Below are 24,046 nucleotides of genomic sequence, written 5' to 3'. Positions count from 1 at the left end.
AACCGTTTATATTGCCGTAGGTAGAATTGCAGCGAGTATACCCGATTTGTCCCGGCTTAAGGCATAATGCCTGTGGCATAAACGTAACAAAGAGAGGACCGCGTGCAACAGCAAGAGAGTGCGTTGATTGAGCAATTCCTGGATGCGCTATGGCTCGAACGCAATCTGGCAGAAAATACGCTGGCCTCTTATCGGCTGGATTTGCAGGCGCTGGCCGCCTGGCTGAACCAGCAAAACACTTCGTTGTTACAGGCGCAGGCGCTGGATCTGCAGGCGTTCCTCGCCAAACGGGTGGAGGGCGGTTACAAGGCCACCAGCTCCGCGCGTTTGCTGAGCGCCATGCGTCGTCTGTTCCAGTACCTGTACCGCGAAAATATGCGCATCGACGACCCTACCGCGCTGCTTGCCTCACCGAAACTGCCGCAGCGGTTACCGAAAGATTTGAGCGAGGCGCAGGTCGATGCGCTGCTGCAGGCGCCCTGTGTCGATCAGCCATTGGAGCTGCGTGACAAGGCCATGCTGGAAGTGCTGTACGCTACCGGGCTGCGGGTCTCCGAACTGGTCGGGCTGACCATCAGCGACGTCAGCCTGCGCCAGGGCGTGGTGCGGGTGATCGGCAAGGGTAATAAGGAACGGCTGGTGCCGCTGGGCGAAGAAGCGGTGTACTGGATCGAAAACTATCTGGAGCACGGTCGCCCGTGGATGGTCAACGGCCAGGCGCTGGATGTGCTGTTTCCCAGCAACCGCAGCCAGCAAATGACCCGACAGACATTCTGGCATCGCATCAAACACTATGCGATCCTAGCGGGCATTGACAGCGAGAGGCTGTCGCCGCACGTGTTGCGCCACGCCTTTGCCACCCATTTGCTGAACCATGGGGCCGATCTCCGTGTCGTACAGATGTTATTGGGGCATAGCGACCTCTCGACCACACAAATTTACACGCATGTAGCGACCGAAAGACTTAAACAGCTACATCAACAGCACCACCCGCGTGCCTGATACGCCGGGTTCAAAAGGATTGGAAGAATGAAGAAAGGTTTAATGCTGCTCTCCCTGCTGGTGGCTTCAGTGACCGGCGCGGCCCATGCCGACGACGCGGCAATCCAAAAAGCGCTTGGCAGCCTGGGCATTCAACAGGCGGACGTGCAGCCTTCACCGGTGACCGGCCTGAAAACCGTGTTGACCGATAACGGCGTGCTGTATGTGACCGAAGACGGCAAACACATTCTGCAAGGCCCGCTGTACGACGTTAGTGGCAAAGAGCCGGTTAACGTGACCAACCAACTGCTGACCGGCAAGCTGGAAGCGCTGAAAGATCAGATGATCGTCTACAAAGCGCCAAAGCAAAAACACGTGATTACCGTGTTTACCGACATCACCTGTGGCTACTGCCACAAGCTGCACCAGCAGATGAAAGAATATAACGATCTGGGGATTACCGTCCGCTATCTGGCATTCCCGCGTCAGGGGCTGAATTCTCAGGCCGAGAAAGACATGCAGTCAATCTGGTGTACCGCCGACAAGGCCAAGGCCTTCGATACCGCGATGAAAGGCGACGCGGTTTCCCCGGCGACCTGTAAAACCGACATCAGCAAACACTACGCGCTCGGCGTGCAGTTCGGTATTCAGGGCACTCCGGCCATCATTTTGGAAAACGGCATGATGATCCCAGGCTATCAGGGGCCGAAAGAGATGGCCGCCATGCTGGACGCGCATCAGACCGCAACCAAAACCGGTGGTTAATCGCCGGTGAGCATCAAAACACAACTACGCCGCCGTGCGGCGACGGACGACAGCCATTTGCCTGCCAGCCTGCACCCGTTGCTGCGCCGTTTATACGCGCTGCGCGGTGTTCAGGCTGAGCAGGAGTTAGAGCGCAGCGTCAAAGGCATGCTGCCCTGGCAGCAGTTGGACGGCATAGATACCGCCGTTGGGATTCTGCAACAGGCGCTGGCCGCGAGTCGCCGCATTATCGTGGTGGGCGACTTCGACGCCGATGGCGCCACCAGTACCGCGTTGACGGTGCTGGCGCTGCGCAGCATGGGTGGCAGTGCGGTCGACTATCTGGTGCCGAATCGCTTCGAAGACGGCTACGGCCTGAGCCCCGAAGTGGTAGAGCAGGCGGCAACGCGCGGTGCGGAACTGATCCTCACCGTGGATAACGGCATCTCTTCCCACGCCGGTGTAGACGTGGCCCACGCCAAAGGTATGCAGGTGCTGGTGACCGACCACCACCTGCCGGGGGAAACCCTGCCGGCGGCGGAGGCGATCGTCAATCCGAATCTGCGTGGCTGTGAGTTTCCGTCCAAATCTCTGGCCGGTGTCGGCGTAGCTTTCTATCTGATGCTGGCGCTGCGTGCACGGCTGCGTGACGACGGCTGGTTCGAACAACGGGCATTGGCGATGCCAAACCTGGCGGAACTGCTGGATTTGGTCGCGCTCGGTACGGTGGCCGACGTGGTACCGCTCGACGCCAATAACCGTATTCTGGTGTATCAGGGGCTGAACCGCATCCGTGCCGGCAAATGTCGGCCGGGCATCAAGGCGTTACTGGAAGTGGCTAATCGTGACGCACGCCAACTGGCAGCCAACGATCTCGGCTTTGCGCTGGGGCCGCGGCTCAATGCCGCCGGGCGACTGGATGATATGTCGATCGGTGTGGCGCTGTTGCTGAGTGACGACATCGCGCAGGCGCGTATGCTGGCCAACGATCTGGATGCGCTCAATCTGACCCGGCGTGAGATTGAGCAGGGCATGCAGGTTGAAGCTTTGCAACTGTGCGACGAACTGGAGCGCAGCAGCACGGCCTTGCCTTACGGACTGGCGATGTATCACCCTGAATGGCATCAGGGCGTGGTGGGTATCTTGGCCTCGCGTATTAAAGAACGTTTCCATCGCCCGGTGATCGCCTTTGCACCGGCAGGTGAGGGCATTCTGAAAGGCTCGGGGCGTTCGATAGCCGGTCTGCACATGCGCGATGCGCTGGAGCGGCTGGATACCTTGAACCCAGGGCTGATGATGAAGTTCGGTGGCCACGCCATGGCGGCCGGGCTGTCGCTGGAAGAGGCCAAATTCGACGAGTTCCGCCAGCGCTTTGGCGAGCTGGTGGGGGAATGGCTCGATCCGGCGATGCTGGAAGGGGTTATCTGGTCTGATGGCGAACTGGCTATGCAGGAACTTTCACTGGAAACGGCGGAGCTGTTACGCGAAGGAGGCCCCTGGGGGCAAGCCTTCCCGGAACCGACCTTCGACGGCACCTTCCGTATCCTGCAGCAGCGGCTGGTGGGTGAGAAACACCTGAAGCTGATGGTAGAACCGCTCGGCGGCGGCCCGCTGCTGGACGGCATCGCTTTCAATGTCGACACCACTTTGTGGCCCGACAGCAGCGTGCGTGAAGTGGAGCTGGCCTACAAGCTGGACGTCAACGAGTTCCGTGGCAACCGCAACGTGCAGTTACTGATCCAGCACCTCTGGCCGCGTTAATTTGTGGCTGCTTTTGCCCGGGGTTTGCTCTGCCAAACCCCGGCATGTTTTCTTCCCCCACAAAAACTAACCAACTCGCTATAAACTGACGTCTGGATCCGCTAGAATTACCGGTTCCAATGGCATTTCGCCATCGACGACATCAACGTAAAAGAACGCAAAAAACATGTTTGAAATTAACCCGGTAAAAAACCGAATTCAGGACCTGTCCGTGCGGACTGCCGTTCTTCGGGGGTATCTTTGACTATGATGCCAAGAAAGAACGCCTAGAAGAAGTTAACGCAGAGCTGGAACAACCTGACGTCTGGAACGAACCCGAGCGCGCACAGGCGCTGGGTAAAGAGCGCGCGGCGCTCGAAGCCATCGTTGAGACCATCGATCAACTCGAGCAGGGGGGCGAAGACGTTACCGGCCTGCTGGAACTGGCGATTGAAGCCGACGATGAAGAAACCTTTAACGAAGCCGTCGTTGAGCTTGATCAACTGTCTGCCAAGCTGGAGCAATTAGAATTTCGTCGTATGTTCTCTGGTGAATACGACAGTGCTGATTGCTACCTGGATATCCAGGCCGGTTCCGGCGGCACAGAAGCTCAGGACTGGGCCAGCATGTTGCTGCGCATGTACCTGCGCTGGGCCGAGGCCAAAGGCTTCAAGACCGAAGTGATTGAAGAGTCCGACGGTGACGTCGCAGGACTGAAGTCCGCCACCATCAAGATCATCGGTGACTACGCCTTCGGCTGGTTGCGTACTGAAACCGGCGTACATCGCCTGGTGCGCAAGAGCCCGTTCGACTCCGGCGGTCGTCGTCATACCTCGTTCAGTTCGGTGTTTATCTACCCGGAAGTGGACGACGATATTGATATCGACATCAACCCGGCGGACCTGCGTATCGACGTTTACCGCGCCTCGGGTGCGGGTGGTCAGCACGTGAACAAAACTGAGTCGGCGGTGCGTATTACCCACTTACCGACCAACATCGTAGTGCAGTGTCAGAACGACCGTTCTCAGCATAAGAACAAGGATCAAGCGTTTAAACAGCTGCGAGCCAAGCTGTACGAGTTTGAGATGCAAAAGAAAAATGCTGATAAACAGATGCTGGAAGACAACAAGTCCGACATCGGTTGGGGCAGCCAAATCCGCTCTTACGTGCTGGATGACGCCCGTATCAAGGATTTGCGCACTAACGTTGAAACGCGCAACACGCAGGCCGTATTAGATGGCGACCTGGATAAATTCATTGAGGCAAGTTTGAAAGCCGGGTTATAAGGAACAGAAATGTCTGAGCAACAACCACAAGGCGCCGAACAGGCGCTGGATCTCAATAACGAGTTGCAGTCACGCCGTGAAAAACTGGCTGCGCTGCGCGAGAACGGCATTGCGTTCCCGAATGATTTCCGTCGCGACACCACGTCCGACAAGCTGCACGTCGCGTACGGCGATAAAGACAATGAAGAGCTGGAAGCACTGGGTGTAGAAGTCACCGTTGCCGGCCGTATGATGACCCGCCGTATCATGGGCAAGGCATCCTTTGTCACGCTGCAAGACGTTGGTGGCCGCATCCAGTTGTACGTCGCGCGCGATGATCTGGCGGAAGGCGTTTACAACGAAGAATTCAAGAAGTGGGACCTTGGCGATATCCTTGGTGCACGCGGCAAGCTGTTCAAAACCAAGACCGGTGAGCTGTCTATCCACTGCACTGAACTGCGCCTGCTGACCAAGGCCCTGCGTCCGCTGCCGGACAAGTTCCACGGCCTGGCCGATCAGGAAACCCGTTACCGTCAGCGTTACCTGGATCTGATCGCCAACGAAGAATCGCGCAAGACCTTCAAGGTGCGTTCTCAGATCATGGCGGCGATGCGTAACTTCATGGTGGAACGCGGCTTCATGGAAGTCGAAACCCCTATGATGCAGGTGATCCCGGGTGGGGCTTCTGCTCGTCCATTCGTGACTCACCACAATGCGCTGGACATCGATATGTACCTGCGTATTGCCCCTGAGCTGTACCTGAAGCGTCTGGTTGTGGGTGGCTTCGAACGTGTGTTCGAAATCAACCGTAACTTCCGTAACGAAGGCGTTTCTCCGCGTCATAACCCAGAGTTCACCATGATGGAACTCTATATGGCTTACGCGGATTACAAAGATCTGATCGAACTGACCGAGTCGCTGTTCCGCACCCTGACCCAGAACGTGCTGGGCAATACTCAGGTGCAGTACGGTGATGAAGTGTTCGACTTCGGCAAGCCGTTTGTGAAGCTGACCATGACCGAAGCGATCAAAAAATACCGTCCGGAAACCGATCTGGCCGATCTGGCTGATATGGGCAAAGCGGTGGCTATCGCTGAATCCATCGGCATCAAGATTGAGAAGAGCTGGGGTCTGGGTCGCGTTGTGACCGAGATCTTCGAAGAAGTGGCGGAAAGCCATCTGATTCAGCCGACCTTCATTACCGAGTACCCGGCAGAAGTGTCCCCGCTGGCACGTCGTAATGATAACAACCCGGAAATCACCGACCGCTTTGAGTTCTTCATCGGCGGCCGTGAAATCGGTAACGGCTTCTCCGAGCTGAATGACGCAGAAGACCAGGCGCAGCGTTTTGCTGACCAGGCTAATGCGAAAGACGCCGGCGATGACGAAGCTATGTTCTACGATGAAGATTACGTCACCGCGCTGGAGCACGGTCTGCCGCCAACCGCAGGTCTGGGCATCGGTATCGACCGTATGGTTATGCTGTTCACCAACAGCCACACCATCCGCGACGTGATCCTGTTCCCGGCAATGCGCCCGCAGAAATAACTTCGCAGTAATGAATATCAACCGGCACAGGTGACTGCGCCGGTTTTTTTTCGTCTGATGAGTGATAACCGAGGGGAACGCGGCTAACTGCTTAAAACACCAGCAGTTACGCGTTATCTCCGCTTGCCCGACGGGGATAACCGGTTATAATGGCAGCCGCACACCGATGCGGGTGTAGTTCAATGGTAGAACGGCAGCTTCCCAAGCTGCATACGAGGGTTCGATTCCCTTCACCCGCTCCATGTTCTCTTTTAGCTACACTATGCAGCTAAAATAGCCCTCTACAGAGGCGTAGCCTCTCTGATTGCTACCATTAAACTACACGCTCACCTGTTGCGACAGGGTGTGTTGATTGGTTAGAGATCATACCCTTTTGCTGGCAGTAGTTCCACGTCTCAAACTGCGATAGCCCAACTTGATAGACGATGCCGCCAATCACGGCTTAAAACCTCTCTAAAGCTCACAGCAAGGCGCATTTAAGCCCGATGTCACTAAACAGGTTCATGGTGGTTTTCGTCCCTGCACACGATATGCAGGCTCTGCCAGCGTTTCAGCCACGCTTCCCTTTGGGGATACACGGTTATCCTGATAAGACCTCGCTCTGAGTAGATCACTGATGCTGTCGCTAACGCTCCGCTTTGCGTGTTACCACCAACGGGGCTTTATGTCTTTTATTGCCTAAATATTAGCATGCTTACGATGCTGTGTTTTTATACAGTAATATGTAGAAGACTCATAAAGTATGGGGTATGATGGCTAGTAGTCAGGGCGTAGATAAGTTGGCTTATGTCCTGATTTAGCACTTATATCAATCAAACCTAAGGGAAAAATTATGAAAGATGGCCTCTACGCTGTAAATTTCAGATCGAACCTGCAAGATTTTGGTTCAGGGATTGTGAGTGTTAAAGACAACACTATCAATGGCGGAGATCATGGGTTTTACTACCAAGGGAAAACCGTTGATAATAAAATTAAGTTATTGGTAAAGCATTATAATCCTCGAGTTCAATCTGTTTTTGGCAATATCAATAATTTCTACTTAAACTTGGAAGTCGCAGAAAAAGGTGAAGGCCACTATGAACTATCAGGTTCAATGGAAGGCCAGCCACAAATGATCTTAACTGTGACAGCTAAACTACAAGCGGCATTAGTCGCGTAATATCCTACGGCTAAAGAAAAGGGCGCGTAACGTGCCCTCTATTAACAATAGAAGTTGATGTCATATTAATCAATGTAAACAATAGATTAAGGAAGAACAATGGCTGATCCTGTTTCTCTTGCTGCTATCTCTGGCACTCTTGAACTAGTCAATAAATCAGTGGAGTTAGTCCGCAACCTACGAAAGAAAGGTGACGATGAGCTTACTGCTGCTGAGATGCGGAATACCTTGATTGATCTGCTTGATGATCTCGTAGAAGTCAAAAGTGAATTTGTTAGCCTTAAAGCCGTTCTGTTGAACAAGGAAGAGGAGATTAGTGAGCTTAAAGCGGAGTTAGAAGGAAAACAGAATCTTAGATTTGATGGTCATCTCTATTGGAAAGATGGAGATGAAACAGCATTCTGCCCGAAATGCTATGAGGTAGAAAAAACTCAAGTCCATATGCATTTCTCTCACGGAATGGGTCAATACTCGCCAAATTGGTACTGCGATAATTGTAGGTTGACCCGTTATATTAAGTCTTGTTGAAGTATAGCGTTATCTGCATTAGTCAAACGTCTTTGTATGGGGGCAGGAGCGACCAGCGCTTACAGTGATTGTCTCTGTTCTCTGACTGTTTTCATAAATACAAATTTTACCGCCCCCAGAGGCTTCCTGTTCTTCTGACAATATCAAGGTTATCGAAGCAGTAGCAGGTAAACTTAAAGCCAACAGAAGGGCGTACAGAGCGTTTTTCATATCAAACCTCCTTTCTAGAAATCCACTTCCATCATGGCTTTGGACACATCATTATCAGTTATCCCGATGTATGCCTGCGTGGTTGCAGCGGAGCTATGATTGAGCATTTTCATCGTTAACCCAATATCCTTGGTCTTTTTGTAAACAGCATACCCCAAAGTTTTCCTCCCGGTATGTGTTCCGATTTTCTTCCCCAGTCTATCCCCAGCTTCTCTAAATGCTTTGCTCACCGATTGACGGCTGACTGCCTTACCTTTGGCTCTGTTGGTCTCGACCTCAAACAGGAAGGTGTGGTGAGGGTGTCTCTCCCTGCGCTCTGCAATCATGGTCAGTACGGAAGGATGTAATCGAACACGGCGAACTTTCCCCGTTTTTTGTTCCTTAACTTCCAGCTCATCACCTTTGATATGTGAGTACTCAATCGGCAGGGCATCCGATATCCTGTAGCCGGTATGGGATAGGAATATGAAAAGATCACGATACAGCGTATTGCCATTGTTCATCTCGACCAGCAACGTTTTGAATTCCTGGATCTCCTCTTTACTGCGTAACGCCTCAACCCTCATTTGTCACTCTCCTAACTTACATTTCAATAAATCATTATTGATCACAATAATGATCATTTTCAATAGGTTACTAGTTGCATTCAGCACAAAATGATCAAAGTTAGCAGGATAATCATTAGAAATGAATTAAAGGTAATTAAGGGGTATTTAAACGTATTTAAAGCCTATTAAATGCTATTTAATCACTATTTAAATAGCCAAGCGAATATCGTTATAACTAATTGATATTTAAATAATTATTATGGATATAGTGGTGCTTAGCAAGATTGCCAAAGGGTAAAAAAATTTCCTTCATGATTTCAAAATATCCTTCCAAATAATTCTGCATAAAACGTGAATAAACACTGAATAGAATGGCTGCGCCATAGACACAACAATCAGCATGTACGTAACTCACTGATATTGCAGTACTGGTAGTGTCTAACTTCCAATTTGTCATATTGTCGCATAGGGCGGTGATGGCATGGCCGTGCCGATTTCATCTTTGGAATTGAGAATCAACGTCACCTCAAATGAGATCAATTCTCACTAAAATTGTAAAGGAAAATTAACAATAAATTGAATGATTCAAAAAGAGATAATTTTGCTTAGGAGGTAATTTGCCGTGCGATATGACGGAAGTAGGTAGGGTGTGGGTTTGAGAGATGTTAACTATCCCTTTGCAAAAAGCCCTTTTCAGGGATGCTCTGATCCTCTGCTGGACACTTATTATCTATGAACAACGTGAATAGTAATGAGTGGATAGTAAAGGATCAGCTAATCAGCTTGGCTATGAGTGAGCGTAGTGAGTGGTGTAGTCATGATGATTATTGTTATAAATCTCTTGTTAAAGAGTTCTTGTTAAAAATTACTTAACAATTACAAGTTAATAGATAAGGTTAATAATGGTTAGCTTATTGATTATTAACAATTGACTAATGGGTGCTTATTAACCAGTTCTCCAAGGTGCAATTTTATCATATAGCTATTACATATTTTTGCACCGGTTCATCCCTTAGGCTACGCCTCATGAGAACAGGTATACGCTAACCTATGATTTATAGTGCTTCGCCCTATGATATTACTCTTATTGGAAAGGGCTTTTTTAATAAGGGGGCATATCGGCCTGTACGCCACTGTAATCGTTTTTACTGCATTAGGTGGGCCGATGTATGCCTAAGCCATCAGGATTGCTTAGAATGGATTACACAGCATTATAGCCAGTAGTTAATTTTAACTTGAAATTCTCAGTAATAAGAAATATTATAAAATTGGTTGATTATTTATTATAATATATTGACATTATCACCTATACATGTTATAGTAGTTTTAGGTAGCAAGTAAATTAACTTTATAGATACCCTGCCGGGTTCCCCTCGGTGGGGATTTTTACATCCAAAATCGGAGGAATATGAATAAAAATAGGAAATTTAAAAATGCTCAGGATGTTGCAAATGCCATTCATGACGGATCCCAAAACCTACGCCGACTGATTAATAAATTGTCGCCGACAAGCGCAACATCGACAGAATATAAAGATCTAATTCGCCTTGGCATTGCATTATATCGGGTACAGGAAAGCGCACAAAAGCTTGAGGCGCTTAAAGCGAGAGAGGGAGAATGAGCCAATCGTTCAATATTAACCTCACCGAAGGTCAGGTAAACGCATTAGAGGCGATGGCCGATATGTCCGGCATGACTACTGATCAATTCGTTACCTACGTGCTCAAAAAAGAAATTGTCCAGTTTATCGAATGGTACAATAAACGATTTAATATTAACAATTCAACTGTTGAGGAATAATGACAGATAGTAACTACGATAAAAACTATACAATACCATACCCAGATGATTGCCTACCCACCCGCTGTGATATATTTCTGGGTGTTCTCAGAGATAATATATTAACAGTTGATGAAATGTTATTACGGATCCCTACATATCCAGAATACACGCATGCAGCCGCATATAGAGCGATTGAAATTTATCAGAGTCAGTAATAATAGGAGCGCTACGATGATTATTAATTTCACAAGCGAACAATTTACCACACTAAAAAACGAGGCGAATAGGCAAAATAAAGCTATTGCTCGCCTTATTAATGAAGTGGTTGAAAAATATTTAAAAGATAACCTTAACAAGAGGGAAAATGACAGGACAGAAAACATTGGAGGTAGTCAGTAGTATTGTTGGTGCTGGCAAAACGCATCAACTGATTCAAACATTTGATTACAACCGCAGGAACTCCATTATAGCGTGTCCAACGCTGGCGCTATGCAAACAAACAGCAGAAAGCCTAAAACACCGTAACCCTGCATTTATACAGTCCGAGGATGGTGAGAACGTTATTAGCGCTCTCAGTATGGAGATTCGTTGCGGTACTGGTTTGATCATCGTGACCCATCGGGCCATTGAATTATTGGGGTTAGAGGCTGAGAGGGATAGTTCTCTCTTCCAGCAGCTACTACGCTGGGATTTGTATCTGGATGAACATGTGTCACCTATATCAGTCGGGCAGTGTAACCCTAAAAAACTGACTAACGTGTCCAACTTCTCTGATTACTGGTTAATCACCGAGGAAGGGAAAGCGACAGTTAAACCGGGATATGAGCCTGAGCTATGGGAACTACTGGATGATTATTATTCTGGCGTGTCTGAAGTAAAGGACTTCACATATACTGCATTAACTAACGGTGCCTGTCGTATAACAACAAATGATAGTGGGAAACTCTTCCTATCATGGGCTGGGTGGTCACCACTCATAAAAGCCTTGCAGGGCTTCAATAGTGTAATGCTTCTTTGTGCTAATGCCTCTGGCTCCCCATTGGCGACGGCGCTGAAAGAGTGCCATGGGTGGAGGATTGAGGATGCGCCTGTCGAATTCTGGCCCTCTGGTGAGCGTAATACCCACCACAATCAACACAACGTAACCCTCTATGCAGCTCTACCCAAAACTACGGGACTGTCTACCCTGGGAAAATCCAGTTGCGAGCTGTATAAAAAGGTGTGCGAGAAAATCGCTCAGCACATCGGCTGTGAACCGTTCATCTACACCAGCAATAAAAACAAGTCCATTGGAGATTTTACTCGACAGTCTGACCACTGGTTAGCCAGGGGAGTTCGAGTCCCATTTATAACCTCTGGGTTGAATAGATACGCCGGTTTGATGGATAGCGAGGAATTAGAGTTAAGCGGGAAGGAAAGGGATCATGTTGATAGTTTTGATAATGGCTTTGATTGTGGTGTCTGGTTAGGTGTTTCACTGCTCAACAACACTCACAAAAATCTAATATCTGAACTCACACTAAAATTTGGTGGTTCAGGCCAAGCAATGATTCAATCATTGCAAAATTTTATGACCTGTGAGAATGCCTATCAAATGATCGGCAGGACAACAGTTAGAAACAGAGATAAAAACAACAAAGTTAAACTCTATTTCTTGGATGCTGATACCCGTGACTATATCCATAAAAATTACTTCCCAAATGCTAAATGCATAAACCTTAACGTGAGCGTTGAAGGTAAATCGGATAAAACACGGAGTAGGGTTCAGGAGTTAAAATCAGAGGGGTACAGACAAATTGATGTGGCTGCACTATTAAGATGTAGTCTGAGGTCAGTAAAAAATTATTGGAAGGAGTGAAATTGATCATCCTATACATAAATATTTTATCAATAATGTATCTTTTATTTTCAATTCACAATATAAAATTTAAAACTAAATAATTGGGGGTGTTATTTCTACAGGACTATTTGGCCGCAGCAATGGAAATCAATTTGACGATTTTGTTATTTTTAATAACGTCAAGAAATTAAGGAGTAGTAAAAATAAAAGTAACAGCAAGCAGATAATAAAAAGAACACCAAAACCTCGCTATAAATTATCAAGCCCTCTATCTGATGAGGAAAAAGAAATTATTGACAGTATGGAGGGGGTTACTTTTAAACCTCGTCCTCGGTTGATTGGTGTTGATCATTTGCAAAACCTCGAGAAATGGGAAGCCATCGGTTTTTATTCAGAGCTGGAATATAACGGCTGGCTCCAAATGAATCGTTTGCAGAATGAAATGTACGAAGGTTATTGCGTGGATGTCCTGCACCAGAAATCAGGTGGGGAGGCTGGCAATGAGTAACCATGAGCTATTATCCAATCTCGAGACAATATTCAGCGTCCTGTTGAGAAAGAAGATGGTCAAAAATGGCATCGCTATTCTTGATGGGTTGGATGAAATAATCAATGATTTAGAATACCTCTATAAAAATGCTGACCCGCAAGATAAATTCTTAGAAGATAAGATGCTTAAACTTTTAAACTCAATAGCTGATCTTCGGGCAGCAGTAAAGACAGTAAGAAAGTTATCTATCGAGTATCCGCAGGATATGACCCTAACAGGTGCAGTATTAGAAAAGTTAGAAAATAATTACAAGGTAATTTAAAGGAGAATTAAAATGGAGAACATCAATAACAGCACAAAGCTATTTGCTTTTAAAAAGACCCAGACTGCACAGGATAACATTAATAACCAATTTCAAGCAAAGGTGAATGAGTTCCAAAAAGTATCTTTAACCTGCTTGCAACAACAAATTTCAACTTTGGTAGGCAGGGCAGTAGTTTACCCAGAGCAGGTGGAAATGATGTTAAGTTCATATTGTGAGGCTAACGCTAGACTATTGGAGATTTACGAGGAGTTTGAGGAGTACCAAGATATCATTGCCCCCTCATTCCTCTCTGTCGCTGTGATGGAATATATGAAAAGTGCTGGCGAATTGGTTGAGTCCCTACCACGTAAATAATGATAAGTCAATGTGTTTAATTGACAAATACAATTATAAATGTTAATATAACTATATGGGGATATATTATTTGTCTCCTTACGTTATTAAACGCCGCTTTATGTTCTGACCAGTTCTGGGCGAGTGCTAATAATAGTTAGGTGGATTTGCGTAGCAGGGGTGCTATTTAAATTTATCACTGAAAAATGGGTTTACTGTTTCCCTCAAAAACCGGCTCCGGGTTAGTTTACTGGCATTTACTGACCCACCTATTTATAGCTTGGCTATCTGATGTAACATTCCAGATAGAGAGCACTCTAGATTAGGGATTTTAGAGCAGTGCCTGAACAACTCGCTATTTATTACTCCCTTACTAAATCAATAAAACTCTCCTTGTTGATATTCTTAATTGACTTTAATTGCTTTTAGTTAATATGTGCCCTCACATGAGGGCTATATTTTTATTTGCATCCGTGAAAGTTAATGAAAGTCACATTTAAAGTAAAAGTTAACAATGAGAAACTATATACAAATCAACAAATAAAAGTCATTTCAAAGTGATTTTAACTTTCAAAATCACTTTCAAAAGCTTTTGATAAGGAATATTAAACATGAATAATATTGAAATTAAAAAGTCCAACGATGATCGGATAGCAGTAACTCTGCTGGTAGATGATGTTGAGTTGGCAAATAAAATCTATATCAGCGCCCGCGATGAATTTGGCCTTGATGTGGAGATTACAGAAGAAGTAACAAAAATGCTGAATAAAAGCAATAAAGAAACCGAAGACAATTTCATGTCATCATTAAATAAAAAACTGAAAATAAAATAATTAACAAGGAGAAATATGCCTCTATTTTATACCAATGCATCCGACTTATGTAAAGCAGATGTGATTTCATATGCAACAGACAGCCTTTTGGCTGATATTAAAATTGAACTGAGTGTTCCAGTAACTCGCGATTTCCTCGCTGGCTCTATTCTGGATAAATCAACAGGTGGTTTTGCTACCGCTTCCAGTACATCTGAAAATATTTTCGTCATCCTCGAAAAAACATTCGCTGGTGAGAAATTCATTTGTGCTGCTCGCCCATTTGGTGTGGTGCTGATTGATGCGGCTATGATTGCAGGCGCAGCCGCTGACCTTGACGCCCTGAAATCCGTACTTTCAGCTCAGGGATTCTCGTTCGCTACATGTGGCGTGTACACATCGTAATATCCACCAACTATAATAATAAAGGAAATAAATATGAGTATTTTAAATCCAGCTAACGGCTACGTTTACGATCTAAGTTCTGACATTTATGATGCAGTTCCGAAAGAGAACTTTGTCATTTCAAGTTTGAATCTGTTTACCCAGGAAAACCATGCGGTCAATCGTGTTGCAATTCAACGTCTCATTGCTGACCAGTCGCAAATGTTGCTTGAGAATAAACGTTCTGTGCACTCTGATTTCAACGCTGTGCGTCGTCCGTTCGGTGCTGCTTACCTCTACGATATGAAATATTTTAGTGCTATTAACAGCGTTGAGAGCCACGACGTAGAGCAGTATGTCAGCCGTAAATCAATGGATCGCCAACAAGCGATTGGTGAGGTGTTGAGTGACCTCGCAATTGAACAGGTGAAGGCATACGACCGTACCAAAGAAAAGTATCTCCAAGATGCGATTCTTGGTGGAATGGCATATTCTGATTATGCAGACCAAGGCGACTTAAACTTCTATACCGAATATGGTCAATCTAAAACAAATACCACTATTGATATTTCAGCAAACGCTAATATCCCTGCGCAGTTGGATAATGTATGGCGTGTAATCCGCCGTGCTTCGCTGGAACAGGCAGGTAATCTGCAATCTGTCGTGGTGCTGTGTACTGGGGATGTGGCGAACGCTCTACGTTATCACCCATCAATTACGCAGGCCATGCTATACGTATTGGGAAGCAATGATCCTAGCAACTTCTACACGCAATTTGCTGAGGCTCTACCGGGATACACCACTTGGAAATTCAAGGGTTTTTCCTTTGTAGATGTCACGGGTGATGCAGCGTTAGAGGCGTATATCGGCGAGAATGGTGCAGTATTCATCCCGAAATTCTCAGATTCTGCTGGGGTATATACCTTGCATACAGGTGTTGGCGTTAAACACGCTACATTGGGGCAAGAACTGGGTGAAACGCATCAATATGTAACCACCGACGATAAATGGTCGTTCCCAACAGTTGCATTCGAATCTTCAGTGTTGCCATTGGTTCAACTGCCTCAAGCGATTGTATTTACTACCGCAGCATAATTTATTGATTAAAGAAGGTCGCATTGCGACTTTCTTTTTAACAACATTCGTTATATTTATCGATAGGGTTAATTTATTAATATGAGACTTGTAATAGAGAAGAGTAATCACGCCAAGTTCCTAAATATTTCACTGGAAGAAGCGTTGAATAAAAAGGTGCTGAACCTTAACGCACTATGTAAGTGTTTCGGGATAGCTCGTAGCACTGTTATTTCTCGGATGGAACAGGGAATGGATTTAGCTACAGCATTGACCATTGAAGATCAAAGAATAAAATAATAGGAGGTTAGATGGCTTTAAGAGTTAACGCAGCAACGCTAATAAATACCGTCAGATATGACACGGATATGCAAAGCTTCCGAAAAGTTAAAAAGCAAATGGAAGAATTAAAAAAAGCGATGACTGCCAAATCAATAATGGGAAATGTATTTAATGCGAAGCAAGTTCAGCGAGAGGCTAAACAGGCAGTAGCGGCAGTTAAACAAGCTAATAAACAGGTTCAGCGTGAAATGCAGAATGCGCAGAAACGTTATAAAATCACTCTCCCGAATCAGGGAAAGAATGGTTCAGGGACTGGAATGGTTGGGACTGCTGTCGGCGATCCTGCAATGGTTAAACGCCAAACTCAGGCTATGCACCAACAAACAGCCGATGCAAAATTATTAGCCAAACAACAAGCTGATGCAGCAAAGAAAAAGGCGGTAGCTACCCGAGTCGATTTAAACGCCACCATGAAGCAGGAGCGTGCACTCTATAATATCCAAAGAATGCAGGGATTAGATGCAACCCAGAAATATCAGGCAGCTAAGGCGGCGCAGGAAATTGCTAATCAATATCGCCGTGGTGAGTCTGACCTGAGGTCGATGAATCACCAAATGGCTATGTTAACCCAGAAAACGAGAGATGCCGCTACCGCAGCGCGTAGGTTCCAGAGGGTACAAAAACCACACCATGTAACCGGTGGTAGTGGCTTTGGTCTCGGTGGTCTCGTAACGGGCGCAGGGGCTTATTTAGCAGGTGGCGCAGCATTAGCAGGTGTTGCAGGTGCTGGTTATGCGGGGCTAAATGCAGCCAGACAATCAACCAACCGCAATATGCAATATAGTTTGGCTGCTAAAAACTCTAACACTTACGCATCAGTAATTCAGGCAATGGTGAAGTACGGTAGAGAGCAGGGTGTGGATTCTGCCAACCCAGAAAAAATAGCCGATAATTTCAAAGATATTTCAGAGAAACTCGGTGATTTTCAAAATAACGCGACGTGGAATGCTAAAAAACAACAATGGTCAGGTGGTGGTGCTGTTGGTGATGTGGCTAATCAGTTGGGGCTTGATAAGAAAACCATTGATTCCTACAAAGATAGACCTCTCGAATTCTTAAACCTCATTCAAAATCAAGGCAAGAAATTAGGTTTGTCAGTCAATCAGATTAATAACTTGTTTGAAGGACTAGGTGATGACCTGCTTTATTATCGCCCGTTGTTTGAGAATGATGGTGCTGCGTTAGTGCAATCTCTCAAGGACATGAAAGAAGCCGGAACAATGCTAACACCGGAAATGATTGCAGCATCCCAGAAACTCAATGTATTTGGAATTGCCCTCGATATGCAAACCTCTGCATTGCAGGATAAATTCTCCCTGGGTATTGCCGATGCAATTGGAAGCACTAAAGACTTGGATTCAGCGTTTAAACTCCTACAAGAGCCAGTTTATAAGCTTGGTTCTTTGCTTGGTAATACTATTAATGAGCTGGATGGAATATCCAAATTCTTGAATGGATTCACCTTCGATGGATTAATGAAGAGTGCAGGTGATAGTAGTCCGAAAACTTGGTATAACTCCGCTAATGACGAATTGAATAAATTCTTGTTTGGTGGTGATATCGCTAATCGAATTGGTAATGTGTTTACTGGTAAAGGCGATTCAACACAAAGCCCAATAACAACACCGACACCTACTATAAATTTAAGGGATAAAAGCGGTCTTCTGAATAATTCAGTTCAATATCAAAACCCAACTATTAACGTTAGCCTAACGCCAACACTTAATACGCAGGTTAATGTTAGTCCAGATCCTGAGTTAGGAAATATCATCCAAGCTAAAACAGCGCAAGCAGTAGGTGATGAATTTAGGAATATGACTTTGGGAATGCAATCAACAATGGGTAATAATTTTAATTAATTTTTTTATAAAATAATCCCGGGTTTGCACCGGGATTTTTATTGCACAAAAAATCCCATAAATACGGGGGTTATTGGGATTTATTGTATGTATTATAGTCGTTTGATAATTCTATGCAGAGTTGACCGTGGTAGTCCGGTTCTCTCTGCCAACTCCGCTATCGTTTGTGCCTCGCGGTTGTCCCATAGGCGGATGATCTGATCTAGCGTTTTCCAGTCATAAACGGTAGGGCGTCCACGTCTCGAGCCAGCATTGATTACATGCAACGGCAGTAGGGTATCTGCACAAATTGACGTTTGTCGGATTTCCCCCGTTCGAGGCTCATTACGGTACACCACGATACAGACAGGCAGAGGGGCACGGTTGAGTTGTCTGGTCTGGGTAACGCCGGTGGCGGGGATAAACCGCATACCTCTATGACACCATCGGATCTCGTGGCAATAGGGATTAGCAAAGACGTGCTCGAGGAAATATGTTGCCTGTGTCCGGGCTGGGATGATAAAGACGGCGCAATCAGCTCCCTTTCCTTTGGTGAGAAATTCCCCACACATAGAATATGGCGGGTTACAGAAAACAGTATGCCCCTCCCAACATTGGTTCAATGCGTCATTGTCGGCGCTCCAGTAGGTAGAATGTAGGGTATTTTCCTCGGATGCTGCTGCGTCTACAGTGAAATTAAACTCCCGATGCAGATTTTCATATACCCTGCGTGGCGTCCGCCATTCATCAGACCCGCCGTGCTTTTTACCGTTTTGTGCATATTTCATTCATAATCCACCAACTCTATGATATTTCTTAACTCTGCAAGCTCAGCTCCTTGGCTGTAAACCTGTTTCGCCATGGTTTTCTGTGTGTGACCTACAAGGGCCGCTATCCGGCTATCATCTACGTTGTGTCTATCCAAGCAGGTGATGAACATCCCACGCAAACTATGAAAACATTGCCTATCGCTTGCCGAGGGCAAGACACGATTTCTCAGGCGGGTAAACCTCTGACTGAAATAGGGTGCCTTCTTTCCATCGCTGCGGGTAACGTTGTTTGCGCTTGGCAAAAGATATTCATTACCCCGGCTCAGGTACTTTTCTATCACTCCCACAATTAGCGAATGCACCGGAATTGTGCGAATCCCCGATTTTGTCTTGCTCTTGCTAATGCGGAGCGATAACCCACCGCCATCCCTGATCACATCGACACACCGCATGCTACAAATCTCATCCAACCGCATCCCCTGATACAGCCCGATTAGGATCACATCCCTCAGTTCATCATCAGCAGCGTTTAGCAGTTTCGTTGTGTCTTCAATAGTAAAAGGTTCGTAGCTCTCGACTGTGGATTTCGCTTCCAACGCATGGCCTTTGAATGGGCAATCAGCAGGGATACCGTCATAACAGCGCCTTGCATACTCATAGACAGAAGACAGGCTTGAGAGGTAGTTCTGGACAGTTTGAGCGGATTTCTCTCTCTTCTGTTCCCTGATGAAGCCTGCAACCTGCGTTCGCCTAATATCACTCAGGGGAATATCGGCAACACCCAGGGACTCAATGAATAGGTTAACGCTCAACAGGGTTTTAGAGAGAGTGGTTAGCTCACGTTTGTCTTGGTATTCGGATAGGTACTCGTCCCGGATTTGAGCCAGCGTAGGTGAAATGGATGGTTTGGCCGCATAGGTATTTTGTGGTTTGTTGGCCTGCTCTTTTATCAGACCGTGCAAGGCTGCGATTCCCCGTTGAATCTTCAGTTGGTGAGTATCAGGTTTAAGCTGATTTTTGATCTTGTTGAACTCGATAATCATGTGGTCACGGAAGTTGATCGCCTTCTCGATGTCACGCTCACCACTTGAACGCCGGAAAACGCGCTTACCGTCCGTTAGGTGGCGCATGTAGGAAGGTACAAACACCTGAAAAAGCCAGATCCCATCATTTCGCATGAATAAATATTTTGTATTGTGCTTGATCGCCATCTCAGTATTCCTCTAAGATGCCGCAATCAGGTGATCCGTCTGGTTACACTGGTGAGATATAGGAACGGCAGCTTCCCAAGCTGCATACGAGGGTTCGATTCCCTTCACCCGCTCCAAAAAATTCCTGTCACTACCTTCCGCTAGCCAGTATCTCAAACAGAGTGTCGACTTCCTGTAGAGTATTGTAATGCATCATTCCGACACGTAGTACACCGCCGCAGTCCTGCAGATTCAACCGCTGAATTAACCCTTGCGCATAGAAATGTCCGCTGCCGACGCAGATATTGTGTTCGCCTAATCGGCGGGCGATCTGTTCGGGGGAGTGCTGCTTAAAGGTCAATGCAAACGTGGGTGTGCGGCGTTGGGTGTCCGCCACGGGAGAACCGTAGAGCTGCACCCCGTCGATTTGCTGTAAGCGCTGCAAAAAATACTCACACAGGGCTTCTTCATGCCGGTGATAGTCGGTAAAACTTTCCTGTAAACGCTGCCTTAAAGAGGCCCCCGGCGTTCCCCATTGCGCCAGGTAGTCAATGGCCGCCGAGACGCCAACCAACCCTTCAAAACTTTGCGTGCCCGTCTCAAAACGCCCTGGCCCGACATCGGTGGCCGGTTCGACCTTGTAAGGCTGCAGTCGTTGCAACCATTGCGGCGCGATATAGGCCATGCCGATATGCGGACCAAAGAATTTATAGGCGGAACACACCAAAAAGTCGCAGCCCAGCGCCTGCACATCGATCAAGTTGTGCGGGGCATAATGCACCGCATCGACGTAAACCTGCGCGCCGACGCGGTGGGCGGCTTCGGTGATGGTTTTAATATCGACGATACTGCCCGTGACATTAGAGGCGTAGGTGACCGCGACCAGGCGGGTTTTGGCCGTGATCTGCTCGCATAGCCGGGCAACATCCAAAGAACAATCCGATTGCTGCAGGGGGATTTGATGCACGGTGACGTGTTTGTCGTTGGCCGCCTGCTGCCAACTGGATACGTTGGCGTAGTGATCCAACTCGGTGACGATAATTTCATCGCCGGCTTGCCAGTTGCGACTAATGATCCGGCTGAGGTGGAACGTCAGCGAGGTCATATTCATGCCAAAAACGATATTATCGGGCGAGGGCGCATTCAAGAAGGCGCGCACCGATTCCCTCGCATGATCCATCACCTCGGTTGTCTTATGACTGGAAAAATAGTGCCCGCCCAGGTTGGCGTTATATTTCCCCAGATAGTCGGTCATTTTTCCCAACACCGCTTGTGATACCTGAGAACCACCGGGGCCATCGAAGAAAATAACCGGTTTATCATTATAGTGCTGATTTAGCGCGCTAAATTGGGTTCGGGCGAGTTCAGGGGAGAAGGTCATGCTTTTTCTCCCCGTGCGGTCAGAACAAACAGATCAAGATGCCCTTCTTGTTCCGGGACAATGGGGCTGATAGGCGTGGCGTTATGCCATAGCTTGCTGTCCGCCAGCAAAACGGCCTCACCATCCGCCAACACTTTTTTAAAGAAAGGGGGCTGGTGATTATCGGCGTATAACATGATTTCGCCGCCGACAATATTTTGCCGATGGATACCAATCATCGCGATATGATCAAAGCCATCCTGATGGATCCCTTCCGGTGCTACCTGAGTTTCATGATGAATGGCGACGACGCGCATCTGATGAATTTCTATCTCCGCACCTTCTGGCAGTGCGTTGCTTTCTGCAAACAGATTGCACATTTCTTCCATGCCGGCGCTTTGCAACACGGCATCGTCAATGGGTTCGAAATGGCGCACCACGTTGCCCTGGAAATGGTTGATCTCATCGGACTGAACGAAATTACGTCGGCCAATCTCTACCACATGGCCATTGAGATGTTTGACGACCGAATAGCGGCGTAAACGGTACTTGCCGTCGGCGTGTTGTGTATGGGGCAATCCAGAAAACGACGGCATCAATTGTTGGGTGGCCTGATGGCTAAGTGCAGTCATACTTATTACGTTTTCGTGTTTCTGTAACATAATCACCTCAAATATGAATCAATATTGATTTTGTAGGGAGGTATTTCGATTGAATTGTAGTCGACACTATTGCCAACGCAATTTTTAGCCAGCGCCGACTACCTTCAAGCGATATGCTGCTGTAAACAAGAATGAACGTAGGACGGCATTAACCGTCGGTTGAGCGGCTGACAGCTTCCCAGGTATCGATATCGCTGTTCATTTGATTCAGTTTTTCCCTGACATACATGACGGCATCGCTGCCCAGTAGCAGTGATGCCGGGGGCTCAGGGCTGTTAATGAGTTGCAGAATGGCTTTGGCGGCCTTAACCGGGTCACCGGGCTGATGGCCGCTGCGTTTTTCACGTGTTTCACGGATCGGCCCGAAGCTCTGATCGTAATCGCTGATACTGCGCGGCGAACGCACCATCGAACGCCCAGCCCAATCGGTTCGAAAAGACCCCGGCTGAATGGCGGTGACCGCAATATTAAAGGGCTTTAGTTCTTTGGTCAGCGTTTCGGAAATGCCCTGCAAGGCAAATTTGCTGCCGCAGTAATAGCTGATCCCCGGCAGGGTAATGAAGCCGCCCATGGAGGTCACATTGATAATATGGCCGGCCCGGCGATCCCGAAAATAAGGCAGAAAGGCTTTAATCACGGCCACGGCACCAAACACATTGACCTCAAACTGATGGAGCGCTTCACTCAGCGGCGATTCTTCCATAATCCCTTCGTGGCCATAACCGGCATTATTGACCAGTACGTCAACTGCCCCCAGTTCCTGCTCTACGGCATCGACCAGCGGGGCAACCGCGGAAAAATGGGTGACATCAAGAATACGGCCAAAGCAGCGGCCTGGTGCCAGGGCTTCAAAGTGATCTTTGGCCTGCTGATTGCGGAGTGTTCCGACCACGCGGTGGCCCGCTTTTAGCGCTTCTTCTGCCAGTGCGCGACCAAAACCGCTGCTGACCCCGGTGATGAAAAATAATTTTGATTGGTTCATGGCTTTATCCTCAGTAGGGTGGATAGGCAGAATAGGGCGGGCAGAGTAAAACGCGTAGCCCGGATCCTCTCTGATGTTTGCCTATTCCTCTGAGTGTCTGGACGGGCCCGTTGCTGGCTGCCACACTTCAATGACTTTCCACTTCTCTTTGCAGGCGTCTATGACCCTTTTCATGCCAACGGCGACCGACCAGATGATTGAGCTTTTGGACCGGTTGACACCGCATGAAGGCTACAATCTTACGGTTCTGGCGGACGTGCGTTTTTTACGTTCCAACCGCCCGTTGCTGCGCACACCGGTTTTATATGAACCTGGGATCGTCATTGTGGTGCAGGGGAGAAAACGTGGATTTTTGGGAAACGATGTCTATTTGTATGATGCGCAGCATTATCTGATGGTGTCAGTCCCGGTGCCCTTTAGCATGGAAACGGATGCCAGTGCTTCAGAGCCGATGTTGGCGATTTATATGCGGCTGGATTTCAATTTAGCGGCTGATTTGATGTTGCAACTCGATGAGCATAGTCCGAATCTCAGCGAGCCTCCACGAAGTATGGTGTCGAGTCCGATGGATGACGCAATGAGCCACTCGGTTTTGCGTTTCTTGCAGATCATGGCTTCACCGTTGGATGCAGAAATACTGGGACAGGCAATGGTGCGGGAGATTTATTACCGTGTAATGACCGGTCCTCAGGGGCAGATACTGCGAAGTGCGCTGACCACGCAGGGGCAGTTTGGCAAGGTGGCGAAAGCGTTACGAAAACTGCATGCCGAGTATGACTCGTATCTGGATGTGAAGGCGCTGGCGAAAGAGGCGGGTATGAGCCTGCCAACATTCCACAGCCATTTCAAAACCGTGACCAATACGTCCCCGATGCAATATCTTAAATCTACGCGGTTGCATCAAGCCCGATTGCTGATGCTGCGAAATAATCTCACCGCTTCAGCCGCCTGTGTTCGTGTCGGCTATGAAAGCGTTTCTCAGTTCAGTCGCGAGTTTAAACGTTTATTCGGGCTGACACCGCTCCATGAGGTTGAACGTATGAGGCAGAATTTTTCGCTGCCTGCACCCGTGATCCCTTCAGAGTTTATTTCCTCTCACTGACGGGGAGAAGCCGCGGGCCCGGTTTCAGTATTACTAC

At 47.5% G+C, this 24,046-nt stretch carries 26 protein-coding genes and 1 tRNA gene; 20 read left to right on the top strand and 7 right to left on the bottom strand.

Annotation, left to right across the window (positions count from 1 at the left end):
• Positions 1–102 precede the first annotated feature (102 nt).
• From xerD to BEI65_RS13815, 8 genes are all read left to right on the top strand, one after another.
• Positions 103–1,002, top strand: coding sequence for a site-specific tyrosine recombinase XerD (gene xerD / locus BEI65_RS13850; protein WP_099063840.1), 900 nt, complete (start codon positions 103–105; stop codon positions 1,000–1,002).
• A 27-nt stretch (positions 1,003–1,029) separates the two neighbouring features.
• Entirely contained in the window at positions 1,030–1,746 is a 717-nt protein-coding gene (dsbC, locus tag BEI65_RS13845) for a bifunctional protein-disulfide isomerase/oxidoreductase DsbC (protein WP_099063839.1), read from the top strand.
• A 6-nt stretch (positions 1,747–1,752) separates the two neighbouring features.
• On the top strand, positions 1,753–3,486 hold the full coding sequence (recJ, locus tag BEI65_RS13840; RefSeq protein ID WP_099063838.1) for a single-stranded-DNA-specific exonuclease RecJ: 1,734 nt from the start codon (positions 1,753–1,755) through the stop codon (positions 3,484–3,486).
• A 166-nt stretch (positions 3,487–3,652) separates the two neighbouring features.
• Positions 3,653–4,751 (top strand): peptide chain release factor 2 gene (prfB, locus tag BEI65_RS13835; protein ID WP_099063837.1). Its coding sequence is split into 2 segments (ribosomal slippage): positions 3,653–3,727 and positions 3,729–4,751, totalling 1,098 coding nucleotides; the frame shifts between segments, so codons are not numbered across the junction.
• 9 nt (positions 4,752–4,760) lie between these two features.
• Positions 4,761–6,278, top strand: a complete 1,518-nt coding sequence (lysS, locus tag BEI65_RS13830; RefSeq protein ID WP_099063836.1) for a lysine--tRNA ligase — start codon at positions 4,761–4,763, stop codon at positions 6,276–6,278.
• 168 nt (positions 6,279–6,446) lie between these two features.
• A tRNA-Gly gene (locus tag BEI65_RS13825) sits at positions 6,447–6,520 on the top strand.
• 590 nt (positions 6,521–7,110) lie between these two features.
• A complete protein-coding gene (locus tag BEI65_RS13820; RefSeq protein WP_099063835.1) occupies positions 7,111–7,437 on the top strand; it encodes a GrlR family regulatory protein in 327 nt (108 codons plus the stop codon).
• Between the two features lie 99 nt (positions 7,438–7,536).
• A complete protein-coding gene (locus tag BEI65_RS13815) occupies positions 7,537–7,965 on the top strand; it encodes a hypothetical protein (RefSeq protein WP_099063834.1) in 429 nt (142 codons plus the stop codon).
• An 18-nt stretch (positions 7,966–7,983) separates the two neighbouring features.
• Here BEI65_RS13815 and BEI65_RS13810 read toward each other — a convergent pair whose 3' ends face one another.
• Together BEI65_RS13810 and BEI65_RS13805 are read right to left on the bottom strand one after the other, a co-directional pair.
• A complete protein-coding gene (locus tag BEI65_RS13810) occupies positions 7,984–8,175 on the bottom strand; it encodes a hypothetical protein (protein WP_099063833.1) in 192 nt (63 codons plus the stop codon).
• 14 nt (positions 8,176–8,189) lie between these two features.
• Complete coding sequence (locus BEI65_RS13805) at positions 8,190–8,741, bottom strand: tyrosine-type recombinase/integrase (RefSeq protein ID WP_099063832.1); 552 nt, start codon at positions 8,739–8,741, stop codon at positions 8,190–8,192.
• Between the two features lie 1,390 nt (positions 8,742–10,131).
• On the opposite strand from BEI65_RS13805, the gene BEI65_RS13800 reads away from it, so the two are divergent.
• The 11 genes from BEI65_RS13800 to BEI65_RS13745 all read left to right on the top strand — a co-directional run bounded on the left by BEI65_RS13800 (position 10,132) and on the right by BEI65_RS13745 (position 17,964).
• A complete protein-coding gene (locus BEI65_RS13800) occupies positions 10,132–10,344 on the top strand; it encodes a hypothetical protein (RefSeq protein WP_099063831.1) in 213 nt (70 codons plus the stop codon).
• Positions 10,341–10,523, top strand: coding sequence for a hypothetical protein (locus BEI65_RS13795; RefSeq protein WP_099063830.1), 183 nt, complete (start codon positions 10,341–10,343; stop codon positions 10,521–10,523). Before BEI65_RS13800 ends, BEI65_RS13795 begins: the two co-directional genes overlap by 4 nt.
• A gap of 213 nt (positions 10,524–10,736) precedes the next feature.
• Positions 10,737–10,904, top strand: coding sequence for a hypothetical protein (locus BEI65_RS26990; protein ID WP_198404446.1), 168 nt, complete (start codon positions 10,737–10,739; stop codon positions 10,902–10,904).
• On the top strand, positions 10,870–12,363 hold the full coding sequence (locus BEI65_RS13785; RefSeq protein ID WP_157765450.1) for a hypothetical protein: 1,494 nt from the start codon (positions 10,870–10,872) through the stop codon (positions 12,361–12,363). The genes BEI65_RS26990 and BEI65_RS13785 overlap by 35 nt, the downstream gene beginning before the upstream one ends.
• 283 nt (positions 12,364–12,646) lie before the next feature.
• Positions 12,647–12,853, top strand: coding sequence for a hypothetical protein (locus BEI65_RS27160; protein ID WP_232519096.1), 207 nt, complete (start codon positions 12,647–12,649; stop codon positions 12,851–12,853).
• The gene (locus BEI65_RS13775; protein ID WP_099063826.1) at positions 12,846–13,157 is read left to right on the top strand and encodes a hypothetical protein; all 312 of its coding nucleotides are present in this window, start codon (positions 12,846–12,848) and stop codon (positions 13,155–13,157) included. Before BEI65_RS27160 ends, BEI65_RS13775 begins: the two co-directional genes overlap by 8 nt.
• 12 nt (positions 13,158–13,169) lie before the next feature.
• Positions 13,170–13,514: a hypothetical protein gene (locus BEI65_RS13770; RefSeq protein ID WP_099063825.1), complete on the top strand. Its 345-nt coding sequence runs from the start codon at positions 13,170–13,172 to the stop codon at positions 13,512–13,514.
• 590 nt (positions 13,515–14,104) lie between these two features.
• On the top strand, positions 14,105–14,326 hold the full coding sequence (locus tag BEI65_RS13765; protein WP_099063824.1) for a hypothetical protein: 222 nt from the start codon (positions 14,105–14,107) through the stop codon (positions 14,324–14,326).
• Between the two features lie 15 nt (positions 14,327–14,341).
• Positions 14,342–14,710: a hypothetical protein gene (locus tag BEI65_RS13760; protein ID WP_099063823.1), complete on the top strand. Its 369-nt coding sequence runs from the start codon at positions 14,342–14,344 to the stop codon at positions 14,708–14,710.
• A 33-nt stretch (positions 14,711–14,743) separates the two neighbouring features.
• On the top strand, positions 14,744–15,784 hold the full coding sequence (locus tag BEI65_RS13755) for a major capsid protein (protein WP_099063822.1): 1,041 nt from the start codon (positions 14,744–14,746) through the stop codon (positions 15,782–15,784).
• Between the two features lie 290 nt (positions 15,785–16,074).
• Positions 16,075–17,964 carry a hypothetical protein gene (locus BEI65_RS13745; RefSeq protein ID WP_099063820.1) on the top strand — a complete coding sequence of 630 codons (1,890 nt, stop codon included), beginning with the start codon at positions 16,075–16,077 and terminating at the stop codon, positions 17,962–17,964.
• Between the two features lie 92 nt (positions 17,965–18,056).
• Here BEI65_RS13745 and BEI65_RS13740 read toward each other — a convergent pair whose 3' ends face one another.
• From BEI65_RS13740 to BEI65_RS13720, 5 genes are all read right to left on the bottom strand, one after another.
• Positions 18,057–18,731: a DNA N-6-adenine-methyltransferase gene (locus BEI65_RS13740; protein WP_099063819.1), complete on the bottom strand. Its 675-nt coding sequence runs from the start codon at positions 18,729–18,731 to the stop codon at positions 18,057–18,059.
• Positions 18,728–19,924: a tyrosine-type recombinase/integrase gene (locus BEI65_RS13735; protein WP_099063818.1), complete on the bottom strand. Its 1,197-nt coding sequence runs from the start codon at positions 19,922–19,924 to the stop codon at positions 18,728–18,730. The genes BEI65_RS13740 and BEI65_RS13735 overlap by 4 nt, the downstream gene beginning before the upstream one ends.
• A 130-nt stretch (positions 19,925–20,054) precedes the next feature.
• Positions 20,055–21,284, bottom strand: coding sequence for a cysteine desulfurase-like protein (locus tag BEI65_RS13730; RefSeq protein WP_099063817.1), 1,230 nt, complete (start codon positions 21,282–21,284; stop codon positions 20,055–20,057).
• Positions 21,281–21,895 (bottom strand): 2OG-Fe dioxygenase family protein, encoded by a 615-nt coding sequence (locus tag BEI65_RS13725; protein ID WP_232519095.1) that lies wholly within the window; start codon positions 21,893–21,895, stop codon positions 21,281–21,283. Before BEI65_RS13725 ends, BEI65_RS13730 begins: the two co-directional genes overlap by 4 nt.
• Before the next feature lie 178 nt (positions 21,896–22,073).
• Entirely contained in the window at positions 22,074–22,907 is an 834-nt protein-coding gene (locus BEI65_RS13720) for an oxidoreductase (RefSeq protein WP_099063816.1), read from the bottom strand.
• 160 nt (positions 22,908–23,067) lie between these two features.
• Here BEI65_RS13720 and BEI65_RS13715 point away from each other — a divergent pair, with 160 nt between their 5' ends.
• Positions 23,068–24,009 (top strand): AraC family transcriptional regulator, encoded by a 942-nt coding sequence (locus BEI65_RS13715; protein ID WP_099063815.1) that lies wholly within the window; start codon positions 23,068–23,070, stop codon positions 24,007–24,009.
• Positions 24,010–24,046 lie beyond the last annotated feature (37 nt).

This window comes from Serratia sp. BW106 (assembly GCF_002607755.1).
In the GTDB taxonomy this organism is placed as follows: Bacteria; Pseudomonadota; Gammaproteobacteria; order Enterobacterales; family Enterobacteriaceae; genus Serratia; species Serratia proteamaculans.
The sequence above is the reverse complement of the archived record's forward strand: the minus strand, read 5'-3'. Positions and strand labels throughout refer to the sequence as shown.